Source organism: Bradyrhizobium sp. sBnM-33 (assembly GCF_032917945.1).
Taxonomy (GTDB): Bacteria; Pseudomonadota; Alphaproteobacteria; order Rhizobiales; family Xanthobacteraceae; genus Bradyrhizobium.
Genome location: NZ_CP136624.1, coordinates 3,190,057 through 3,210,402 on the forward strand (window position 1 = coordinate 3,190,057; position 20,346 = coordinate 3,210,402).

General features: G+C 60.4%; 15 protein-coding genes and 3 pseudogenes. 6 read left to right on the top strand and 12 right to left on the bottom strand.

The features are described from left to right. Positions 1–74 precede the first annotated feature (74 nt). Positions 75–1,739 carry a recombinase family protein gene (locus tag RX328_RS14745; protein WP_213252417.1) on the top strand — a complete coding sequence of 555 codons (1,665 nt, stop codon included), beginning with the start codon at positions 75–77 and terminating at the stop codon, positions 1,737–1,739. A gap of 398 nt (positions 1,740–2,137) precedes the next feature. Here the strand turns inward: RX328_RS14745 and RX328_RS14750 are convergent, their stop codons facing one another. Continuing rightward, positions 2,138–2,305, bottom strand: coding sequence for a hypothetical protein (locus tag RX328_RS14750; RefSeq protein ID WP_249726532.1), 168 nt, complete (start codon positions 2,303–2,305; stop codon positions 2,138–2,140). Between the two features lie 492 nt (positions 2,306–2,797). Between RX328_RS14750 and RX328_RS14755 the strand changes: the two are divergent. Both RX328_RS14755 and RX328_RS14760 read left to right on the top strand, forming a co-directional pair. Continuing rightward, a pseudogene (locus RX328_RS14755) lies at positions 2,798–3,511 on the top strand (chromosome partitioning protein ParB); the annotation flags it as partial. 703 nt (positions 3,512–4,214) lie between these two features. Further along, on the top strand, positions 4,215–4,526 hold the full coding sequence (locus RX328_RS14760; RefSeq protein WP_213252418.1) for a DUF736 domain-containing protein: 312 nt from the start codon (positions 4,215–4,217) through the stop codon (positions 4,524–4,526). A 183-nt stretch (positions 4,527–4,709) separates the two neighbouring features. On the opposite strand, the gene RX328_RS14765 is transcribed toward RX328_RS14760, so the two are convergent. Then, a complete protein-coding gene (locus RX328_RS14765; RefSeq protein ID WP_213252419.1) occupies positions 4,710–4,907 on the bottom strand; it encodes a hypothetical protein in 198 nt (65 codons plus the stop codon). Here RX328_RS14765 and RX328_RS14770 point away from each other — a divergent pair. Continuing rightward, the gene (locus tag RX328_RS14770) at positions 4,900–6,096 is read left to right on the top strand and encodes a DUF932 domain-containing protein (RefSeq protein ID WP_213252420.1); all 1,197 of its coding nucleotides are present in this window, start codon (positions 4,900–4,902) and stop codon (positions 6,094–6,096) included. The genes RX328_RS14765 and RX328_RS14770 overlap by 8 nt on opposite strands. Positions 6,097–6,309: 213 nt before the next feature. Then, positions 6,310–7,527: pseudogene (locus RX328_RS14775) on the top strand (helicase-related protein); the annotation flags it as partial. Between the two features lie 1,047 nt (positions 7,528–8,574). On the opposite strand, the gene RX328_RS14780 reads toward RX328_RS14775, so the two are convergent. The 7 genes and pseudogenes from RX328_RS14780 to RX328_RS14810 form a co-directional block, all read right to left on the bottom strand. Continuing rightward, positions 8,575–9,585: a TetR/AcrR family transcriptional regulator C-terminal domain-containing protein gene (locus RX328_RS14780; protein ID WP_213252421.1), complete on the bottom strand. Its 1,011-nt coding sequence runs from the start codon at positions 9,583–9,585 to the stop codon at positions 8,575–8,577. Further along, positions 9,582–10,277 carry a TetR/AcrR family transcriptional regulator C-terminal domain-containing protein gene (locus RX328_RS14785; RefSeq protein ID WP_312018038.1) on the bottom strand — a complete coding sequence of 232 codons (696 nt, stop codon included), beginning with the start codon at positions 10,275–10,277 and terminating at the stop codon, positions 9,582–9,584. The genes RX328_RS14780 and RX328_RS14785 overlap by 4 nt, the downstream gene beginning before the upstream one ends. Continuing rightward, positions 10,269–11,846 (bottom strand): annotated as a pseudogene (locus RX328_RS14790) (DHA2 family efflux MFS transporter permease subunit); the annotation flags it as partial. The pseudogene RX328_RS14790 and the gene RX328_RS14785, both read right to left, overlap by 9 nt. Beyond that, positions 11,843–12,880, bottom strand: a complete 1,038-nt coding sequence (locus RX328_RS14795) for an HlyD family secretion protein (protein WP_213252423.1) — start codon at positions 12,878–12,880, stop codon at positions 11,843–11,845. The gene RX328_RS14795 and the pseudogene RX328_RS14790, both read right to left, overlap by 4 nt. A 179-nt stretch (positions 12,881–13,059) precedes the next feature. Then, positions 13,060–13,992, bottom strand: coding sequence for an MBL fold metallo-hydrolase (locus RX328_RS14800; RefSeq protein ID WP_213252424.1), 933 nt, complete (start codon positions 13,990–13,992; stop codon positions 13,060–13,062). 95 nt (positions 13,993–14,087) lie between these two features. Continuing rightward, on the bottom strand, positions 14,088–15,305 hold the full coding sequence (locus RX328_RS14805) for an NAD(P)/FAD-dependent oxidoreductase (protein ID WP_213252425.1): 1,218 nt from the start codon (positions 15,303–15,305) through the stop codon (positions 14,088–14,090). A gap of 534 nt (positions 15,306–15,839) precedes the next feature. Then, complete coding sequence (locus RX328_RS14810; protein ID WP_213252426.1) at positions 15,840–16,784, bottom strand: helix-turn-helix domain-containing protein; 945 nt, start codon at positions 16,782–16,784, stop codon at positions 15,840–15,842. A gap of 328 nt (positions 16,785–17,112) precedes the next feature. Here RX328_RS14810 and RX328_RS14815 point away from each other — a divergent pair, with 328 nt between their 5' ends. Beyond that, on the top strand, positions 17,113–17,292 hold the full coding sequence (locus RX328_RS14815; protein ID WP_213252427.1) for a hypothetical protein: 180 nt from the start codon (positions 17,113–17,115) through the stop codon (positions 17,290–17,292). Between the two features lie 45 nt (positions 17,293–17,337). Here RX328_RS14815 and RX328_RS14820 read toward each other — a convergent pair whose 3' ends face one another. The 3 genes from RX328_RS14820 to RX328_RS14830 form a co-directional block, all read right to left on the bottom strand. Then, positions 17,338–18,930, bottom strand: a complete 1,593-nt coding sequence (locus tag RX328_RS14820; protein ID WP_213252428.1) for an ATP-binding protein — start codon at positions 18,928–18,930, stop codon at positions 17,338–17,340. A gap of 203 nt (positions 18,931–19,133) precedes the next feature. Next, complete coding sequence (locus RX328_RS14825) at positions 19,134–19,472, bottom strand: response regulator transcription factor (RefSeq protein WP_317258738.1); 339 nt, start codon at positions 19,470–19,472, stop codon at positions 19,134–19,136. A 126-nt stretch (positions 19,473–19,598) separates the two neighbouring features. Next, positions 19,599–20,306: a response regulator transcription factor gene (locus tag RX328_RS14830; protein ID WP_213252430.1), complete on the bottom strand. Its 708-nt coding sequence runs from the start codon at positions 20,304–20,306 to the stop codon at positions 19,599–19,601. Positions 20,307–20,346 lie beyond the last annotated feature (40 nt).

A 20,346-nucleotide genomic window follows, 5' to 3' on the forward strand; every position in this document is an offset into this window, starting at 1 on the left:
CGGAGCAATGCTGTCCCTGGCCCCTAGAGGAACCGGTCGTTCCTCATTGCGTTTTCCTCCCGGAGCGTTGATCCATGGTCAATGCGCTCGTCATTCGCCGCAATACCCAACTGGCAAAAGCCCAGAAGGCGCTTCGCGCGGCGCAATATGTTCGAATGTCCACCGACCTTCAGCGCTATTCAACCCAGAACCAGGCGGCCGCCATCGCGGCATACGCGCAGCAACGAAACCTTACTATCGTTCGGACTTATGTCGACGAAGGGCGCAGCGGAGTGAGGATCAACCGGCGGCCGGCCCTCGCCGAACTCATCAAGGATGTTCAATCAGGAAACACGGACTTTGAGCACGTTCTGGTTTACGACGTCAGCCGATGGGGACGCTTCCAGGATGTCGATGAAAGCGCGCATTATGAGTTTGTCTGCAAACGAAGCGGCGTCAAGGTCGCCTATTGCGCTGAACAATTCGAAAACGACGGAAGCCTTCTGTCGAGCATTTTAAAGAACATCAAGCGTGTAATGGCGGCTGAGTTCAGCCGGGAGCTTGGCGTCAAGGTGCACGCCGGCCACTGCCGAATAGCGAGCCTTGGCTATCGCGTTGGTGGATCGCTGACGTTTGGGCTCGGCAGGGAGATGATCGATGAGAAGCAACGGTCGAAAGGCCACTTGGCGAAGGGTGAATGCAAGGCCCTGAAAACGGACCGAGTACGGCTTCGGCTCGGGTCTGACGAAGAGATAGCGGTCGTCAAATGGATATTCCAGCAGTTCGTTGTGGAGCGAAAGACCGACGTTGAAATCGCACGGCAGCTCAATCGCGCAAACATAGCCAATCACCATGGGCGTCCTTGGACCTACATCATGATCCACTCTGTTCTCAGAAATGAGAACTATATCGGCAATCTTGTCTACAACCGAACGTCCCGCCGTCTTGGACAGACGCAAGTAAACAATCCTGATCATCTGTGGATTCGGAGCCCAGGAGTGGTTCCGCCGGCGATCGACCAGGACCTCTTTGCACGCGCTCAGAAGATCATGGCCGAGCGGTACATCTCGATTCCGGAAGACCAGATGTTGCGCAGACTCCGCCTGACGCTCGGTCGCAAAGGAAAACTCACGACCCGCATCATCAAAAACGCGCCCGGACTCCCTTCTGTCGCATGCTACATCAAGCATTTTGGCTCGCTCCGACAAGCCTACGCGCTCATCGGCTATCAAGGATCCCGTGACTGCAACTGGTTTGATGAGCGAGATCATTGGTCCGAGGTTTTGTCAAAGCTGGCAGCGCAGGTTGCGGAGCCGCTGAGGACCGATCTCGGGATTCCTTTGAATCTTACCGACGATGGTGCAGGGCTGGCACGGCACGGAAGCAGCAAGATCATCTCGTTTCAGGTGGTCCGGCGAATGGCGCAGAGGACCCCAAACCATGTTGCTCTGTGGAGAGCCCACCTGAGGAAGGAACGAACCGAACTGTGTGTTTTCTTGCGGCTGAAGGATTGCAACAAGGTGGTTCAAGACTATGTGCTATTGCCCGCAGCAGACACTGCGAAGCCTTATCTAACGCTTTCAGATGGCGCTTTGGCCCGCCACAAGGCCGTTCGCGTGGACACGGTCAGCGAACTTATTCGGGACATCAAAATGAGATTTATATCGGCCAGCCGTGCCGCGCTAACCAGGCCAGGACGAAAGAACAAGCGAAGGAAACCAAGCCGGCCCAAAACCAAGAACGTCCGCGCGCGGCACTGACGGAGCGCAGATAGAGAATTGCGCCCAAAACCTTGCCGTAGTTTCTCCTGAAATCGACATTGAGCTTCGAAATCTCGATGAGCTCGGAACCCTGGTCGGACATTACATTCTCCTGGAAACACCCCAGGTGCCCCATAGAGCACTGATTTGCCCGATCAGTCAAGTGAATTTCTGATTTTCCGAAATTGCGAGTATGCCAGCTGCCGATCAATTAGCTGCTGACAGCCTAGAAGAATCCGACGCAAGTCGAGTCCTTGAAGAGAGGCCGCCAGCCCGGAATTTAGCGCCGTGCCTTCTTTGCTGACTTGCGACGATTGTAGGGTGAGCGATTGGTTGGCCTTAGCGAGATGCCCTCACGTTGTGCCTTGCTGACAATCGACGCTGGCGGCCGTTCCATCTTAAGGCTGATGACGCCGGTCGGCGTGTTCGCCTTCAAGCGAGCGAAGCTGCTTGACTTCCTTGTCACTCCACGGCTGGCGCGAGCGGCGCTTGTACTTCGGATTTGTCTTTCGCGGACCCTTCTTGCCCATTGGCGAGCCGGGCCGCTTCCATGCTGGTTGTGCCATTTGATCCTCCTTGTAGGGAGCTAAAGCACGGATCGGCAAACCAGTTCCCCCGATGGTCCGTTCAGAAAGCATTCACTTGCCTACGGGCGACTCCAGCCAGTCCTCACACACGAACAGCGTTCCACAATTACGATATTGGCAACGGGGCACGTGCCTTAGCGCGCGCGGCAAGTGCCGCACCGGGCTCTCGTGAACCGAGCCGCGCAGCGTCTCGGCCATCCGGCTTCGATCCCTCGCGCGATCATGAGTCGCTCGCCGGAGGCACTCGCCTTCGGGTCCCGCCGTCATTTCATTCCGGCGTCGCTATCACTGCCCCTCTGCGGGTGCCTTCTTAACCGGTCTCGCGACTGCAGTCGGTCCCGCGTCCCGCCGCGGTTCCCGCGTCGGCGCTATGCTGACGCTCCTGCGGCTGCCTCTTTTAGTTTTTTCGCCCTCAGGCGAATTCGCTCGCACTGTGCGTGCGAGTCCTTCACTTAGAGTCTAAGGGGCGCAGACCGTCCCTTGTCGGACACGCTGGTCCGCGATCTCACCGCACATCGCACCTTAGGGCTTCGGCTCAATCTGAGTAAGCAGCCGGAAGTCGCCATTGTCGCGGCGACCCATGCGTTGTCCGCTCAAATCTTCTATCTCGGCGCGGACGCGCATGTCGTCGGTATCCAGCCGGTCAAGTCGGATTTGGCGGCGCATGCCGACGGCATCGAGGATACCCTCACCGGCAAGGCATGGGCAGATCGTCACGCCAATTGGGCCAGGCAGATGCCGCGCGATGTGACCGGCCTCTGGACGTTTGTGGCCGAACTTGATCACGACAGCCGAATGGCACTGTTCGCGCATTGCGTCGCGCTGACCGTCAATGCCGTCAGATTGCCGTGGGACCGCAGGCCCCGGGCGATTGCGCCCGCGGACCTTCTGGCGGAAGCCGTATCGCTCGACATGACTGGCTATTGGCGGCCGACCGTGCGGAGCTATCTCGGACGCGTCACCAAGGCACGCATTCTGGAAGCCGTGCGGGAAGGCGTGAGTGAAGAGGCGGCCGAGCGGATGGCCGACATGAAGAAGTTCGACATGGCGGAAGCGGCCGAGCAATTGCTGGTCCCAACGGATTGGCTGCCTGCGTTGCTGAGGACGGCCAAACCCGCCGCAGAGCAGGTCGAAACGCGGACCGATATTGGAAGCGGCGAAGCCTACTCGGAGGCCGCCGAGTGAATTCCGGCCGGGGCCGCATTAGCGGCCCCGGCTGATTGCCAGAAGATTCGGCCGCGCGCCTTGTCGGCGCGCGGCCGAAACAACTGATTGCAAAGCTATCACCGGCTAGGACCATCCGAGCAAGTGTGCGCGATTCCTCTTCGACGCCGTTTGCCGCGGAAGTGGGGATGGCCCTGTCGCAGGCCTCTCATCCGCGAGGCGAGGTTTTGCCAGGCGTTCCGTTGTCGCAAGATTCGATTGTCTTTCGACGGAACCTCCCCCGGGGGCAGCGTCGTCGGCGCCGTGCGATAGAATGCGAAGGTGTTTGCTTGCGTTTGCCCCAGCGCGTCGTCGTGGCCGTTAATGCGCGTCTGTCAGCATGTGCTCGACCGATCAGGCCGTGACCTTGTGCTGTGGCGATACCGGCAGCCATGGTTGTCTCCGTCAGTTCGTTCATGGTTCGCGTCCACCGCAACCTCGAATGGCTGATCAGGCCCGAGGGGCGGCCAAAAGGCCTCGATCGCCTTCCCGCAACGGCTCCGCCTGCTTTTTTCCCCTGCCGCGAAAGACGCGGCATTCCTCGCGGGAAGTCAAAAAAGCAGGCTCACGCCGTCCTCCGCTGACGCTGCGGGCCCAAGGGCTGCGGGCCGATCGCTCCCCCCGGGCCGAAGATCGCCATCGAGGCCGCGATGGGCGCGGCCCGAGAAAACCAACGGAGATTACCATGGCTACCATCGGCACCTTCACCGCGTCGGACAACGGTTACATCGGTTCGATCAAGACGCTGACGCTCAACATCAAGGCAAAATTCTCCCCGAGCGATAAGGACAACGACAAGGCCCCCGACTATCGCATCTTCGCGGGCGCCACTGAATTCGGCGCTGCCTGGAAGAAGACCGCCCGCGACAGCGATCGCGAATATCTCTCGGTCAAGCTCGACGATCCGAGCTTCCCGGCACCGATCTACGCTTCGCTGGTGAAGGTCGACGGCGACGAGGGCTACACCCTGATCTGGTCGCGCCGCAGCGGCGACTGATCCATTCGGCGATCACGCCCCGCCTCCTTGGAGGCGGGGCTTTTTTGCGTTTCTGGCACCGCCCTTGCGTGGAAGAAGAAGTGCATTTCTTGTTTGAAGGGTGCTAAGGGCTCCGCCCTCGCGCGGGCAAGGGTGAAGCACGCCATGCGTGCCGGCCGGACGGGTTTCCCCGGTCTTCCGCGCCTAAAGAAGGATCTTCACGGACGATGCGGTCATCAGGCGCGTGCAGACGCGCGCGTAATCGCGCGCCCTTGTCAGGCGGGTGATCCCCCTCCACGTCCAGCCGCCCTTGCCCTTGCTACCCCAGGTCTCGCCGACGGGCAGGGTTGCAGCGCAGCGCTGCGCTTCAACCTCAGCCCAAAGGAGAAAGACCATGAACATGATGACACCAGCCCAAAGCGAGCAGACGGTTTCCAGCGGCTTCCGCGTGGATATATCGCGTGGCCAGCGGAATGGCCGTGTTTCCTCGGAGTGGTTTACGCGCCCCGATGACGAACGCTTCTTGAACCTCGCTGATCTCTATGAAGCAGTGCGGGGCAGGGCGGAACGCGCGCAGGCGCGGACGGTGGAAAGCCGGGCCATTCGGCTAGAAGCCAATAGGGATAGTTCAGAACGGCTAGCCTTGATGGTGCCGGGACGTGACGAACAGGTCATGCCGACGCATTGGAGTTTTGGCCAGTTGTGCACGCTGGTCGGCGCTCCAACCTCTTATTTGCGGCAGCTTCCCGCGGCCTTGTCCGCCATCAACCTGCAACACGGCTTGCTTTCCCATCGCGCCGAACTCATCAAAACTCTGGAAGCGGACAACGGCCGCGTCGAACTCCGCGCTGTCACCGGGCCGGACTATGGGCGCATTTGGGACCATGAAATGGTCGCCGCCGTCATGAGAATCGCAGGCAATGGCACTGGCGATACGCGTTGGAAGGTGCCGGGCGTGATGGATTGGAGCACGATGACCCACAATCCGTTTGTGGACGTAACCAAGGATACGACAACCCTTTACGCCAGCGACCGCGACGTGTTTCTGTTTCTGGTCGACGACACAAATCCGATCGAAGTAGGGCGGTTGGCGGATGGCACGCCGGATTTGTATTTTCGGGGATTTTACTGCTGGAATAGCGAAGTCGGCAGCAAGACGCTCGGAATTGCCAGTTTCTATCTTCGCGCCGTCTGCATGAACCGCAATCTCTGGGGCGTCGAAAACTTCCAGGAAATCACGATCCGGCACTCCAAATTCGCCGCCCAGCGTTTCGCGCATGAGGCGGCGCCAGCCTTGACCAGCTTTGCCAATTCTTCGCCGGCGCCATTCGTTGCTGGTATCAAGGCCGCGCGCGGTCGGATTGTTGCCCGGACCGATGAGGATCGCGAGAGTTTCTTGCGCAAAGGCGGGTTTTCCAAAGCGGAGACCGCGAAGATTATCGAAACCGTGCTTGGTGAAGAAAATCGGAAACCCGAAAGCGTCTTCGACTTCGTCCAAGGGATCACCGCGCTGGCCCGGACCAAGTCCCATCAGGATGCGCGGCTGGAGCTGGAAGGTAAGGCCAAGCGCTTGATGGAACGTGCCATCTAGGACGTGAGCCGCGCAGTTTGAGAAAATTGCGCGGCTACTTTCTGTTTCCATACAGGGGCCAGGTGCGCCGCCGCCGATCCGGCAAGCGGATCGGCGGCGGCGACGCGTGCCCGCGCTGGCGCTCGCCGGACCTTGCGGCCCGGCTCGCGAAGGAAATGAGAGGCACATTCGTCAGCGACAGACCTTCGAATGGAATCGCTCACTTTTTCTTCGAGAGTTGCCGACCTCGGCCTTGTCATCATCGATGAGGAGCAGCACTTTGGTGCGGCGGAGAAGGCGAAACTTTCGAGCCTTGCGAAGGGCGTTCATACTCTTTGGATGAGCGCCACGCCGATACCGCGCACGCTGGCGGCGGGTCTTGCGGGGTTCAGGGATCTGAGCGTTATTGCTACGCCACCAGGCCATCGGCTGCCTATCGTCACCAAGGTTGCTCCGCTATCGGACGCCGCGATCGCCGCGGCTTTGCTGCGTGAGCAGAGGCGCCACGGGCAGAGCTTCCTGATTTGCCCCCGTATCCAGGATTTGGAGCCGATGCTGGCAAGGATAAAATTGATTGCTCCGGACCTTCGCATCGTTTGTCTCCATGGTCGGTTGCCAGCCGCAGATATCGACGATCGAATGATGAGCTTCGTCGAAGGTGAAGCGGACGTGCTCCTCGCGACCAATATCGTGGAGAGCGGCCTCGACATACCCCGGGCGAACACCATCGTCATCTGCTGGCCGGAGAAGTTTGGTCTGTCGCAGCTTCATCAGCTAAGGGGCCGCGTCGGACGGGGCGGCACGCGTGCTTTCGCGTATTTGTTAAACGAGTCGAACTCCGAACAATCCGAGAAGCGTTTGGCCGTGCTGGAAGAGTTCAGCAAGCCCGGCGCCGGCTTTGTCATCAGCGAGCGTGATCTGGATCTCCGGGGTGCCGGAGACCTGTTCTCCCAACAGCAGTCTGGCCATCTGCAGGTATTCGGGCCGATGCTCTATAGCCATCTTCTCAAGCGGGCGTCGGAGAAGGGCGTCGACGGTGGCGCCGATCTGTGGGTGCCTGATCTGAACCTGCCGATCGCCGATATGCTGCCCGCGGGCTACGTACAGTCGGACTCTGTTCGCCTGGAAATCTATGGCCGTATTGCCAGATGTCGCACCGAGGATGATCTCGAGGATTTGGAGGGCGAAACCGCACGTCGTTTCGGCAGGCTGCCGCCGGAAGCGCGCGAGTTTTTCGCGGCCGCAAGACTCAGGCTCGATTGCAAGCGGCGCGGCATTATGAGGCTCGACGTCGGCCCCGAGGCTGTTGCGGCGACGCTCCTCCCTGGTCGGCTTCGTAAGTCGAGAGCGAAGTCGCTGGAGCGCGATGGCGATCGTGTGGTCTATATCGGCAATCGCAGTGCGAAGCCCTTCGAGCGAATAAACGACTTCCTTGAGCTGTTGGACGAGTGAAGGTCAACCTTTCGAGCCCGATTGTTATGGTCTCCGGGGAGCGTCGTCTTTCGGATGAAATCAATCCGCTGACTTATAAGGTTTTGGCACAATGGAGGCAGTTCGATCACTGATAAGGAAAGCAGACAAACCTTATCAGTCGTGAAGGCCGCTTGTGGCGCAAAGCGGTCTTCGCGGAATGATGGATATGGAATGACCAATTGGTGAGGCGATCTGGCTGCGAGATGGTGAATCCGAAACAGGATGCGGGCGAGTTCCGGAACAGTTGCGTCCTCATTCGGCTCCGTCGTGACATCCGGCTTTTTGACAACGGACTAGGGCGGCGGCGGCCCCTTGAACGCGCCGAATGAGCACGGTCTTCGGGCCGTCACCCTGGATGGACGTAAAGTCTTGCTGAGGGTCGCTACGCGTGTGCGCAAGGCTGCGGAACAGAAGTGCTTGGTGCGGATATGCCGACTATCGAAACTTAAAGAATTCCGCGGCAAGTTCGCGCATAACTTCCGACGGTTCATTAGGCCGAATGCCGGCGGGCGTCTGTAGATCGATGACAACCAAGGCAGCTCGGGAGGGATCTAACTTCTTGCTCCCGTTCTGAAGCGCCGGCCTAGTCGGATCGGCATATGCATCCGCCGGCGCGGCGTGGGTGGCACCCGCACTTGTTGCTGTGAATGCCGTCGGCGCCGTGATGCCGGCCAGGGCTGTTAGGAATGACCGTCGTTGCGGTCTGCAGCGTTCATCCTCGCGCATGTCTAATCCCTCAGTTGAGAAGTGTCGAAGCCGACAAGAGGGTCGTCCATTTATCATCAGCGTCCGTTTGCCGTTGACCCCTGCCTAAATCTACCGAACCGGGTCCGCCGCTGCGCCAGAGCGTTTGCTGTACGTGAAGCGCGATTGCTGCCAACGGCCCGCGGCGGTCAACCGCTCGAGGTTCGCCAGTCATCCGTCGGAGCGCCATGGCGAAGGCAGTCGCAGGCATAACCAGTGCGATCGCGACCGACCGGACCCGTGAAAATGCTCATTGAACCTCGATCGATGATCCTCATGCCGTCAGGGCCCCTCGCGCCGGCATGGCGTCTCGTTAGACCCGGCGCCGTCGAGAAAGACTTTCACCGCAGTGCGGGCGCGCAGATCGATCTCGGAAAGCGTTCGTATTTCGCTGAGCTGAAGCACTGCTTCCAGATGAACGTTTCCGTGGAGCATTCCAAGAAACCGGCGAGCGCCGGCTTCGCAATCCGCGAAGTTGACTTCACCGGCCTGCTTAGCTCTTGCAAGAATCTTCGTAAGAACCGCGATGGCCGGCGAAGGGCCATGTTGCGCGTAGGCCCGTGTCGCATCGGGATAGCGGTCCGCTTCGAGAATAGCTGTGTAACAGACCTCCAGCAGCGACGGTGTCATCATCGTTTCGAGAAGATTGCGTCCAATGATGATGAGCAATTCCCTTAGCGGGAGGGAAAGCTGGTCGGCACCGACACTCAGTGCGTTGGACGAGTACTGGCTGACGACTTTGGTGAATTGGTCGACGAGAAGTCGCTGAACATTCTCGCACCTTGTTGACTTTTCTCGACGCAATTGCCGGTAGAGACCGTGCGGCGTCCAAGCCCAGCTCGGTCTTCCCAGCAAGAACGCCGAGAGAACCGCGCAGTTGGACCAGCCACGAATCTGGCTCGCCTTCCCCGGGACCGCTTCGCGGACTCGGAGGATATCGCCCGTCGCACCCCACCGGAGAAATCTGACAGCATCGGCCGGCGGCAAGATCGTCACCATCATACGCGACCACCACGGCTCCACGAGTAACCAGCTGCCCGTGCCTGTAGGTCGCATGGCAAAGACGTGCTTATGCCTATGATGAACGAATCGATGCCACCACTGCCATCGAAGGCCAGGTACGAAACAGACGATCCAATCGGCGGGATCGACCGTCACCAGTGATCCATCCTCGTCGAGGTTATTCGCGAGGTCGGGCGGGACATCGCCGACGACGTTCAGCCCTGAAGGATTCGCGCTGTCGCGCCTGAGCCAGGATCGTCTCGACTCGACAATATCGTTAGCTGCGCTCATCGGGTGTTACTCCTCGTGCTCCCGCATCCATGAATGAAGCTTTCGACGCTGGCTCTCACGCGGTCGGCTGCTGCTTCTTCCCGGCGCAATGCAGGACTCAGCATGAGTGCTTGGTAGAGCGGTTCTCGCAGCAGTCCCAGCAATTGCTCTGCGTACAGCTGAGCGTCCGATACCGACAGGATCCCACGTTCGTTCGCTGCTGACAGAAACTCCTGCAGCTTGAGGGTGACCATTACCTGACCCGCCTCATGTACCCGCTTCTTGAGGGCAGGATTGCGTGCACCTTCGGTCATGATCATCCGAATGAACCCGACCAGTGTGGTCGAATATTCCTTCCAGGCGACGCGTCCGAAGGCGACGAGGGTTTCGCATGCGTCGTCCACGGTGCCTGGGCGCGCGCTCCTCACCAATGGTTGCGATATGAGGGACGCCTTGTGTTCGGCGATCGTGACGATGAGATCGTCGATGCTCTCGAATGCAGATAGAATGTCCTTCTTTGAGTATCCGCTTCGATCCAGGATACTGTCGAGATCAGCTGGCGCGCCGATCGAACGGGCGAGAGCCTCGCTGACTGCCAGAACAATGTCGGCGCGAGCCTCTGGGCTCGATGCAGCCGTGTCTTGTCGAGCGGGTTTCGGCGCAGGGTGAATCATATGCAGCTCCTCGGTCCGGATTAACTGCGCCGCACGCATCTTTGCGTGCAGGGCGAAGGCGATCTTGATGGTGACCAGCACGGGCGCGGCGACGACGAACAGCAGTGCGATTGCAGCGAACGCGGTGTCGAATGCGATCACCGTGGACTGACCGGTAATGGTTCGGCCCAGCAGGCCAACCGCAGTCCGGCCTGCAGCCACACCGTCCATTCCTCTTGCAGCGAGCATGGCAGCCGTTGTCGCCAACCGCTCGCTGACCGCTGGAACGCCTGCGGTGACGTGGGCGCCGAGCACCGCAACATTGGCGGTAACGTTATGGTCGATCAGCGTCTGAAGCCCGGCCACTCCCATCAGACCGCCAAGCTGGCGACCCGCATTGAACAGACCTATGCCGGACGCGCGGTTGCGATCGTCGAGGTTACTGAAAGCGATCAGCGTGATCGACAGAAACAGGAATCCGAGGCCCAGGCCGCGCAGCAGGATGGCCGCCATCATGTCGTCCGCACCGCTTTCGCTGGTCGAGCCGGACAGCATCCACATCGCGACCATGATCGTCAGGATGCCAAAGGGCACGGTGGCGACCGGAGGGATGCCGCGGACCTGCATGAGGTAGGCGGCGATGAAGAGCGCGCCGACGAAAAGCGCCCCGCTTGGCAACAGGAGCGTTCCGGCGTCGGTGGGCGTGAACGCGAGAACCGACACGGCAAAGGACGGGATCAGGAAAGCGCTCCCGAACAATGCGGCGCCGGCGACAAAGCTGACGATGAAGGCGAAGCAAAAATCGTCTGACCGGAACAAAGTGTAATCGAGCAGGCCCTTGTCCTTGGCCATCATTTGCTGGCCCAGAAAAGCGAGCAGGGTGGCTGCACCAATCACCGTCAGCCACAGGATGCGAGATTCCTCGAACCAGCGCCAGCGGCTGCCTTGGCTGAAGACATATGTGAAGCAGAAAAATGTGACGGCGATCAGGGAGAAGCCGATCCAGTCAAACGGACGGCGCATGGTCGCGGCGGGCCTCGGGCCGTCGGCGATCAACAGGAGCCCGGCAGCCGCCAGGGCCAGTGGAACAACGCTGAAGAAAATCCATGTCCAGGACTGGCTGTCGACCAGCCACCCCTGGAGAGCCGGGGCGATGGTGGCGGGAGCGACAACCGACCCCATCGCAAACAGAGCTTGAAGGATCGGCTGGCGAGAAAGCGGATAGGCGCGGAAAATGATCGCTTGGCCGGCGACAAGCAAGGTGCCCCCGGAGATGCCTTGTATGACACGCAGCGCGACCAGCAGGTCCAGCCGAGCTGTGACGGCGGCAATGCCGCATGCCGCGCCCATGACCAGCGTCGCGTCGATGACGAGGCGGCGCGGATCGACACGGGTCATCAGCCAGGGTGCGAGCATGAAGCCGATAAGCTTTAAAGCGGTGTAGCCGATATCCAGCCAGGCGAACTCATCGGGAGTTGCATAGGTATCGCCGATGATATCGTTGCGTCCGAGCGACAGGACGGTGCTGGCGATTGCCTCCGTCAGCGTGGCAAGCACGATGCCTGCGACCAGAAGCGGCCCCGTCGCAGCTCTGTCGCGATCTGGCGAGATGGCAATGGCCGTGTTCATGAGCCACTTCCCAGATCGATCTCGACACGGGCGGACAAGCCGGGCACGAGGCGGCCGGGCAGTGGATTGCCGACAAACCGGATCTTCACCGGTACACGCTGAACCACGCGAATGAAATTTCCGGTCGCATTGTCCACCGGCAGCAGACTGAAGGCGGACCCGCTGCCGGGCGCAAAGCTGTCCACCACGCCTTCAAGCGTGTCGCTCGGGAAGCCGTCGATCGTGATGCGAGCGCGCTGACCGGGCCGGATATGTTCGATCTGGGTTTCCTTGAAATTCGCGACCACCCACACATCGTTCACCGGAACAAGGTCGAGCAGGGAGGCGCCCGGCGCCACAAGCCGACCGATACGAACCTGGCGGTTGCCGATAACGCCGCCGACCGGTGCATGGACCACGGTGTTGTCGAGATCGATTTGAGCAAGGTCGCGCGCAGCCGTGGCCTGCGCCAGCGCAGCGACGGCAGCTTCGCGCTGCGTAGCAAGAACGGCGATGCGTTGCTGCTGAGCCTCTACGGTTGCCGATGCCGCCGACACGTTTGCCTCCGCTCTCGATCGCGCCGCGTCGCTTTCATCGACCTGGGCCTGGCTGACGGCGCTGGTGCGGATCAGCTCACGGCGGCGATCGGAGGCCTTGGTCGCCAGTACCATCTCGGCTTCGCTCGAACGTTTCTGGGCTTCGGCCTGCCGAATTAGAGCATGCTGAAGCTGGGTATCCGCATCGACATTGGTGAGGCGAGCCTGGGCAGCCTGGACATTGGCCACGGCTTGCGCGAACCGTGCGCGGTAGTCCCGATCGTCGATCCGGAACAAGACGTCACCCACCCGGATGGTCTGGTTGTCTTCAATCTCCACGGCCGTGACGTAGCCCGCGACCTTTGGCGCGAGCGAGGTGACGTCTCCGCGGACGTAAGCATTGTCCGTCGACGCTTCGCCGTGCGAACGGGCCCAGGTCCATCCGGCAGCCAAGACCGCCACCGAGCTGAGACACAGCAGCAGGCCGACCTTCTTTTTCCTCTTCGAGAACATACTCATTTGCGTTGCCTATTGCGCGGTCCAGCCGCCATCGACGGAGATTGCGGTCCGGCTAGCCCTGGCGAATTTTCCAATGAACCAAGAGTTGAGACTCGTCAGCTGGCAGTCTCCCGCCGTTATCCAGGGCGCGCACGCATTAACGCTACGCGCCCTGGTTCGGCGCCTAACTCAACAAGCGGTCAGTAGTCCCAGAAGACCGGCACCCAACGAAAGACGTCGCCGTCGACTGCCACATGGCCGACGGACGGGAAAGGCAGGTGGGTGGCCACCAGCATCCCACCGGTCTCAGCCAGTTCCCGCAAAAGACGGATACGAACGCGGGCCGACTCCTCGGGGTCGTGTTCGAAGCCGTTGTACCATTCGGGGTGCTCGAACCCGACCGCGAACACGAGGTCTCCGGCGAACGTCAGCCGGTCGCCGCCGGACGCCACGCGGACCACGCTGTGCCCGGGGGTGTGGCCGCCGGTGCGAGTGACGACCACTCCCGGCGCCACCTCGTACTCCTCCTCGAACAGCCGCAGCTGGCTGCGGTACTCTTTCACGAACCGCTTGGCGGTCGACCGAAGCGCGTCCGGGAACCCCGGCGGCATGGAGACGTGGGAGAAATCGGGCGCCTCCCAGAACTTGACCTCGGCGGCCGCCACGTGGATCCGCAGGTCCGGACGCAGTTGGTCCTTCACCCCGTCGACGAGCAGCCCGCCAATGTGGTCCATGTGCAGGTGGGTCAGCACCACGTCGGTCACGGACGCAAGATCGATGCCGGCGGCCTCCAGTCGCTTGATCAATTGCCCGGCCCGCGGCAAGTGCAAGTCCGGGTCGAGCCCAAGCCCAGCATCGACGAGTATGGTCCGGCCGCCGCTACGCACCACGACCACGTTCAGCGCCCAATCGTAAGCGTCCGGCGGCAGGAACATGTCTTTCAGCCAGGTCGCCCGGACGGCCGGGTCGATGTTGTGTGCCAACATTGCGGTTGGGAGCGGTAGCACGCCATCACTGACCACCAGGACGTCGATGTCGCCGACCCGCACCGCGTAGCGCGACGGAACCAATTCGTCAGATCTCGATCCGCCGGGGTGTGAGGTGTTGTCCAGGCTCATGTTGTGTAGGTTCATGTTTGTCTCCTGTTTCATGGTAGAGGCTACTTGCTGGTCTCGGTTGAGCAGGCCGCGCAACCAGCGCTGAGCGCGGCCCGTTTCGCGTGACGGGTCTAGAAGAAGCCAGTCACATCAGTCACACGTTCCGGATCGGCCAAGGCCAGCGCGGCAGCACGCTCGGCCTTCGGCGGATAGATCCAGACGGTGTTGATTTCCTGCTTGGTCTTCTTGCCGACGTCGCCGACCATCGTTACCTCGCGCTCCCAGCCACGCGTGAACAGCGCGCCGGCTTCTCCGAGGTCGAGACAGGTGACATAGCCCTTCTGGTGATACGGCTTGGTCCGCACGCCCAGCAGTTCGGCGGCGGCGTTGTTGCCGGCAAAGGCGCCCATCCGCGTGGCGTGCTGGCACGACATCAGCGCGTAATTGCCGTCATCGTCGCATGCGGCGCGAGCGGCATCGCCGGTGGCGAAGACGCCTGGCACCGACGGCACGCGCAAATCGCGGTCGACCAGCAGCCGGCCGAAATTGTCGCGCTCGGCGGGAATCTGCTGGGTCAACGGCGCGGCGCGAATACCGGCCGCCCAGATCACGGTCTCGGTTTCGATGTGTTCGCCGTTGGAAAGCGTCACGCCGGATTGGTCGAGCGAGGCGACACCGGCGCCGAGCCGGGTCTCCACCCCGAGCTTGCGCAGGGCTTCCTCGATGACAGGTCGGGGGCCCTCGCCCATATCGGGTGCGATCGCTTTGTTGCGGTCGACGATGATGACGCGGGTCTTGGCATCCTTGCCGAGGATTTTGCGCAGTCGAGAAGGAATCTCGGTGGCCGCCTCGATGCCGGTGAAACCGCCGCCCGCCACGACGACCGTGTCGCGCCCGTTCACCGCCGGCCGTTTCGCCAGGCCGTGCAGATGCTTGTCGAGGGCGATCGCATCATCAAGTGAGTCGACGCTAAATCCGTGCTCGGCGAGGCCTGGAATGTTCGGGCGGAACAGCCGGCTGCCGGTGGCCACGACCAGCCGATCATAGGAGAGCGACTTTCGCGTGCCTTTGTCGGTAGCGATCTGCACCATGCGAGACTTGGTGTCGATGGTTTCGGCGCTGCCTTGCACGTAAACGACGTCGATCGCCTTAAGCACATCAAGCAGAGGTGCCGTCAGGGTTTCGGGCTTCGGCTCGTAAAGCCGCGGCCGGACCACCAGGGTCGGCTCGGGCGCAACCAGCGCGATCTCGAGCTCCTCGGGTGAAACGCCCTGGATATCGCGCAGGCGGGCAGCGGAAAGTGCGGCGTACATGCCGGCGAAGCCGGCGCCAATGATGATAAGTCGCATGTGTTTGCTCCTGTGGGTTGAATTTTCTCGAACGTACGCACGTCACCGCCGCCGCTCTGCATTGGCGGTAAACCTCTTGCGATCGATGACGCAAAGATGATGTGAAACGAATCCCGACTGTTACGGTGCGGGGCAGTCCAGCATTAGCGACATTGGCATGGGGTGTTCACATGCCGCCCGGCAGCCTCCGGATCCCAAGAGCGAGCCGCGTTGAAAGGCCATCAACGGAGCGGGCTTCGCGGGCCAGTCCTTGTAGAAAACGATGGAACTGACGGGGCTGGCGGTTTGGACGGCATGTGCCGGAACTTCCGTTTCTTCGCCCGCTGCCGAGGTGAAGCGAACGCTCAACGAAAGTCCGTAAATGAGTGCCGTCGCGACGACTCTCCGCCGCGGTCCGATAGCAAACGGGTTAACGACGTTCATCCAGGCCATCGATTTGTCTCCATCCGTTGTTGGCGTCGGCGTAACGCTGATTTAGCGGATTAGCTTTGCAACTGCGCCAGAGCGATTGCCGTACCTGTAGAGAGATTGCTGTTACCGAATGCGTCGTCGCCAATCGCTCGGCGTCTCGCCGATCAGTTTCCTGAACGCTGCGGCGAAGGCTGTCTGGGAGGAGTAGCCAAGTGTGACCGCGATGGAGGCGACCGATTCGTTGGTGTCCCGCAGCATGTTCATGGCCTGCTCGAGCCGGTGCTGGCGCAGCCAGGCGTGAGGTGAAAGCCCGGTGCTCTCCTTGAAAGCACGGCAGAAGTGGAAGCGCGACAGTCCGGCTTCCGAAGCGAGCGCTGCGAGCGAGACGTCCGCATCGCTGTCCGAATGCAGACGTTCGATGGCGCGGCGCAGCGCTGTTGGCGACAACCCACCGATGACAGGCTGTGTCGCTACAGGTGAACCCGCATGCGCGGCCAGCAGGCGTGTTGCCAGCAGATCAGTCAATTGCTGCCTGAACAGGGCATCCAGCGTGGCACTGCCTTCCAGTACATCTGCCGCGCTCAGGAGCAAGCGGGATGTAATGGGATCGGGATACGCCGATCGATCCATCAGATCAGCTGGGGAAGCCGTGCCAGCCTCCAACGCAACGCGCTCGAGCGTTGTTTGTGGAAGATAGAGGTGGATCACGTTCAAGGATTCAGGAATGTCCCAGCGCGACGTCGATCCGGCCGGGATGACCGTCACAGTGCCGGGACGCGCCGTTCCGACCACGACCGATTTCCCGGTGCGCCGCTCGAAGCGCAGCGAGCCCGAGAGGAATGTCATGAGGACGTGGTCGGCCATCGGCGCGACGACATCGTGCAGCGCGTCATGTTTCCAATAGGCGATCACGCTGCTGGACGGGTCAGAAGCCATCCGGACTGGACTCATCTTGAGTACGCGCGTCATTTCTGCATCGGCAGGCCGCAGGTCGGCATTTGGCTCACTGTCCGGGTGCGTCGCGGCTGCCGGATTTTTCGACGGATCGCGCATAGTTTGCTTGCTCATCGACTTGTGCTCACGTTGTAGCGTCAGGCGTCAGAACCAATGAAGCGCGACACTGCTGCCTCTGTGCGCCAACTATGAAGGCAAGCGCCGCCTGACGGAATCGTGTGGCAGATCTAGTCTGGCAGGTTCGGCGGATAGATTGACCTGTACCTTGGGATAGTACCGGCGGGAGCGTGCCATCAGATAGAACCGCGCCAGCGAAGCGAAAGCCTGTGAAATATTTCTGGCGAACCAATTCGGCAACGCAGGAATCGAGCCCGACGACTGGCAGCGTAAAGCGAAAATTCGCGCCGCCATTTGGACCGTATAATCCCGAGATGCGGCCACCATGCGCGGTATTGGACTGGCCAATGGCCAGCGCACCTTCGAGACCCATATCTGGGTACTGGTTGTCCCGACTGCGCAATCGCTGGATGCTATCGATCAGCAGGTTGATGATCCCCTGCTGCAACTGAACCCGGTCGCCTATCACGCGGAAGCGTGGAGCCAAATGCCGTCGACACAGTGATCCACTTCGAGAAGATTCCACGAGATTTGAAGGCTCAATACGTGGTCAGTCCCGGCAGTCCGCATTGATAGGAACGGTGAACTGAAACGCCGCACCTTTTGGTACGTTTGCGGTCGCCCACAATCGTCCTCCATGATCCTCGACGATCGAACGGCAGATGGATAGTCCCATCCCCAGGCCACTCGACTTCGTCGTATAAAATGCCTCGAAGGCTCGCTCAATAGCGCCGTCTGACAGGCCCGGGCCAGAGTCTCGCACCGAAACGAGAACACAGTTAGCTTCGGCCCGGGTGCTGATCTGCAATTCCCGACGGTCGTCGTTCATTTGGCTCATCGCCTCGACTGCATTTACGATCAAGTTCAGCATCACCTGTTGAATCTGGACCCGACTGCCTTGAATGACAGGTAAACCCTCCGCCAGTTGAGTCCGCACTTGAACGCCGTTTTTCGAGGCTTCCCCGCGTGTGAGTCCGATAACTCCCGAAATGGCTTCATTGATCTCCATGCGGTCCTTTCGCACGGGCTCCTTCCTAACCAACGCGTGCGTCCGGTCGACAACTTCACTGACACGCATGCCGTTCAGCACCGCTCGGTCTATTGCCTTTTTCGCCTTCTCAACATCTGGCTGCTGGCGAGTGAGGAGGCGCTGAGCGGTTTGGGTATTGAGGAGCGCGGCCGTGATCGGTTGCTTGACCTCATGCGTAATAGACGCCGTAAGTTGGCCCAATGTTGCCAGCCGATTAGCATGGGCCAGTTCCATCTGCATGTTGCGGAATCGCCGCTCGCTCTCACGCGCTTGTGTTTCTGCCCGTTTGCGCTCGGTTAAGTCGAGCACAAATGCGATACCTTGGCCCTCTGTCCCTTCAAGGCCCGCGATGCCGACCAACACTGGAATACGGCTGCCATCCTTCCGGATGTACTCCTTTTCGAAGGGTTGCGCGGCTCGCTTGTTCTTTAGTTCGGATAGCGCCAGCGCATTGCGATCGCGCCATTCAGAGGGCGTCATGTCCGCCCAGCTCACTCGACCGGACAGGAGATCGTGCTGATCATATCCAACTATGCGGAGAAACTCGTTATTGGCATCAAGAATCTGACCCTCCACATTCCAGATGACGATGCCGATGATGTTGGCATCGACGAGGCGGCGAATTTTCGCCTCACGTTGTTCAATCTCTCGCTGCATGCTTGCAATGGATATCAAGTCCGCCTGCAACACGTCACGCCACTGCAACAGCAGTCTGAGATAGAGCTCGCTGTATTCGTTGCTTTTCCTGTCGAGAACACAAATCGTTCCAAATATCTCGCCATCGGGCCAACTGATCGGCACGCCGAGGTAAGAGATCATGCCTAGTTTGATGTCAGGGTTTGATTTCCACGCCTCATCTTGCAGAGCGTCCGGGACAATCAATGGTCGGCGAGTGTTCATTACAGTCTCACAATAGAGTCCTGTATTGAGACATGCGACCTCGCCCGGTTCGTAAGGATTTCCTTTAGACTCGCTGGAAACGAAGACTTTGATATTTGGCGGCTCTGCCCTCATGATCAAGGCGGAGGGAACGCGTAGAATCTCGGCCAGAAGGTCTGCGATCTCCTGCCATTTTCGCATGACTTCCGCGGGTACTTGCATACTGTTGAGCATGTCAGCCCATCTCGAAACTGATGTCCGTTGCGCGCAAGTCATCCGAACGTGATCCTACTGACTGTGATGTATGGCCGACGAGTTACCCTCTCGGATGCGAAATCCGAGCTCCATTCCCGGCGGAGACGCCAACGGCGTTTCGCGTCCGTCTATTACCGCCTTGTGGACGGGGCTGGCCATCGGAATGCCTCTCTCACTCGGCGTCAGGTGGAAAGCCCAGTCAGCCTCAGGGCGGACTGCAGATGCCGAAGCAGCGCTTCAGTTTCTATCGGCTTGGTCAGATAGGCATAGGCGCCGTATCGCATGGCGCGCGACCGGGTCGGCGGATCGGTGTCGGCCGTGATGACGATCACCGGCACCACGGAGGCAATGCTCTGCAGGTGCTGCAGCAGATCGAGCCCGCTGCGGCCCGGCATGTTCAGATCGGTAATCAGGCAATCGAACTTGCCCGGGACGTATTCCGCCATGAAGGCCTCCGCTCGATCGAAAGTGCGACACGATAGTTCCAGCACCAGAAGGAGATCGGAAAGGGCCTCTCGCACAGCTTCATCGTCATCTATGATCGCGACTAAAGGCGCTTTGGACAACGGGGGGCTCTCGCTAACACGGCCGGATGGCCGTCTCCCTCATCTGATCCATTGCCGGCCTGATCGTAACCATCCTTTGGTCTAGGGTGATTTTTCCTCCCGGATCCCCGCAGGCAGCAGTTCCCAGATGCGGATGAGCTGGCCGATCGATGTTGCCTGCATCTTCCTGGTTACGCTGCCGCGGTGCAGTTTGACAGTAACCTCGCTGATGCCGAGATCGAATGCGATCTGCTTGTTGAGGCGGCCCTTTGCGGCTTCGCGCAGGATTTCGCGTTCGCGCGGTGTCAATTTTGTGTAGCGGTCGACGTGTTGCTTGATGTGGCGGGCGGCCGCCCTCAGGGAGATATCTTTCTCGATTCCGGCCGTAACCGCGTCGAGCAGCGTCTGGTCTCTCACGGGCTTTGTCAGGAATTCGACGGCTCCCGCCTTCATCGCCTGCACCGTCATTGCGATGTCGCCATGACCGGTGAGGAAAATGATCGGCCGCCTGTTGCCGTTCACGACGAGGTGCTGCTGCAGATCCAGACCGCTTGCGCCGGGCATGCGGACATCGAGGATCAGGCAACCGGGGCGATCTTCAAGATCGGCGTGCAATAGTTCCCGCGTTGAAGCAAAGCAGGATGCGTCGATTCCCACCGACAGCAGGAGTTCTCGAAGCGCAAACCGGACGTCCTCGTCGTCGTCCACGATCAAGACGAGTGGGCGATCCGTTTCGAGGTCGGCCTTTGCTGGACGAGGGGCCGCCGCGGTCGACCACGCGAACGAAGCGGAGGGTGCATTTGTCGGCATCGGCATTGATCCTTGGCGCTGGACGTGCCCGACGTTCTAC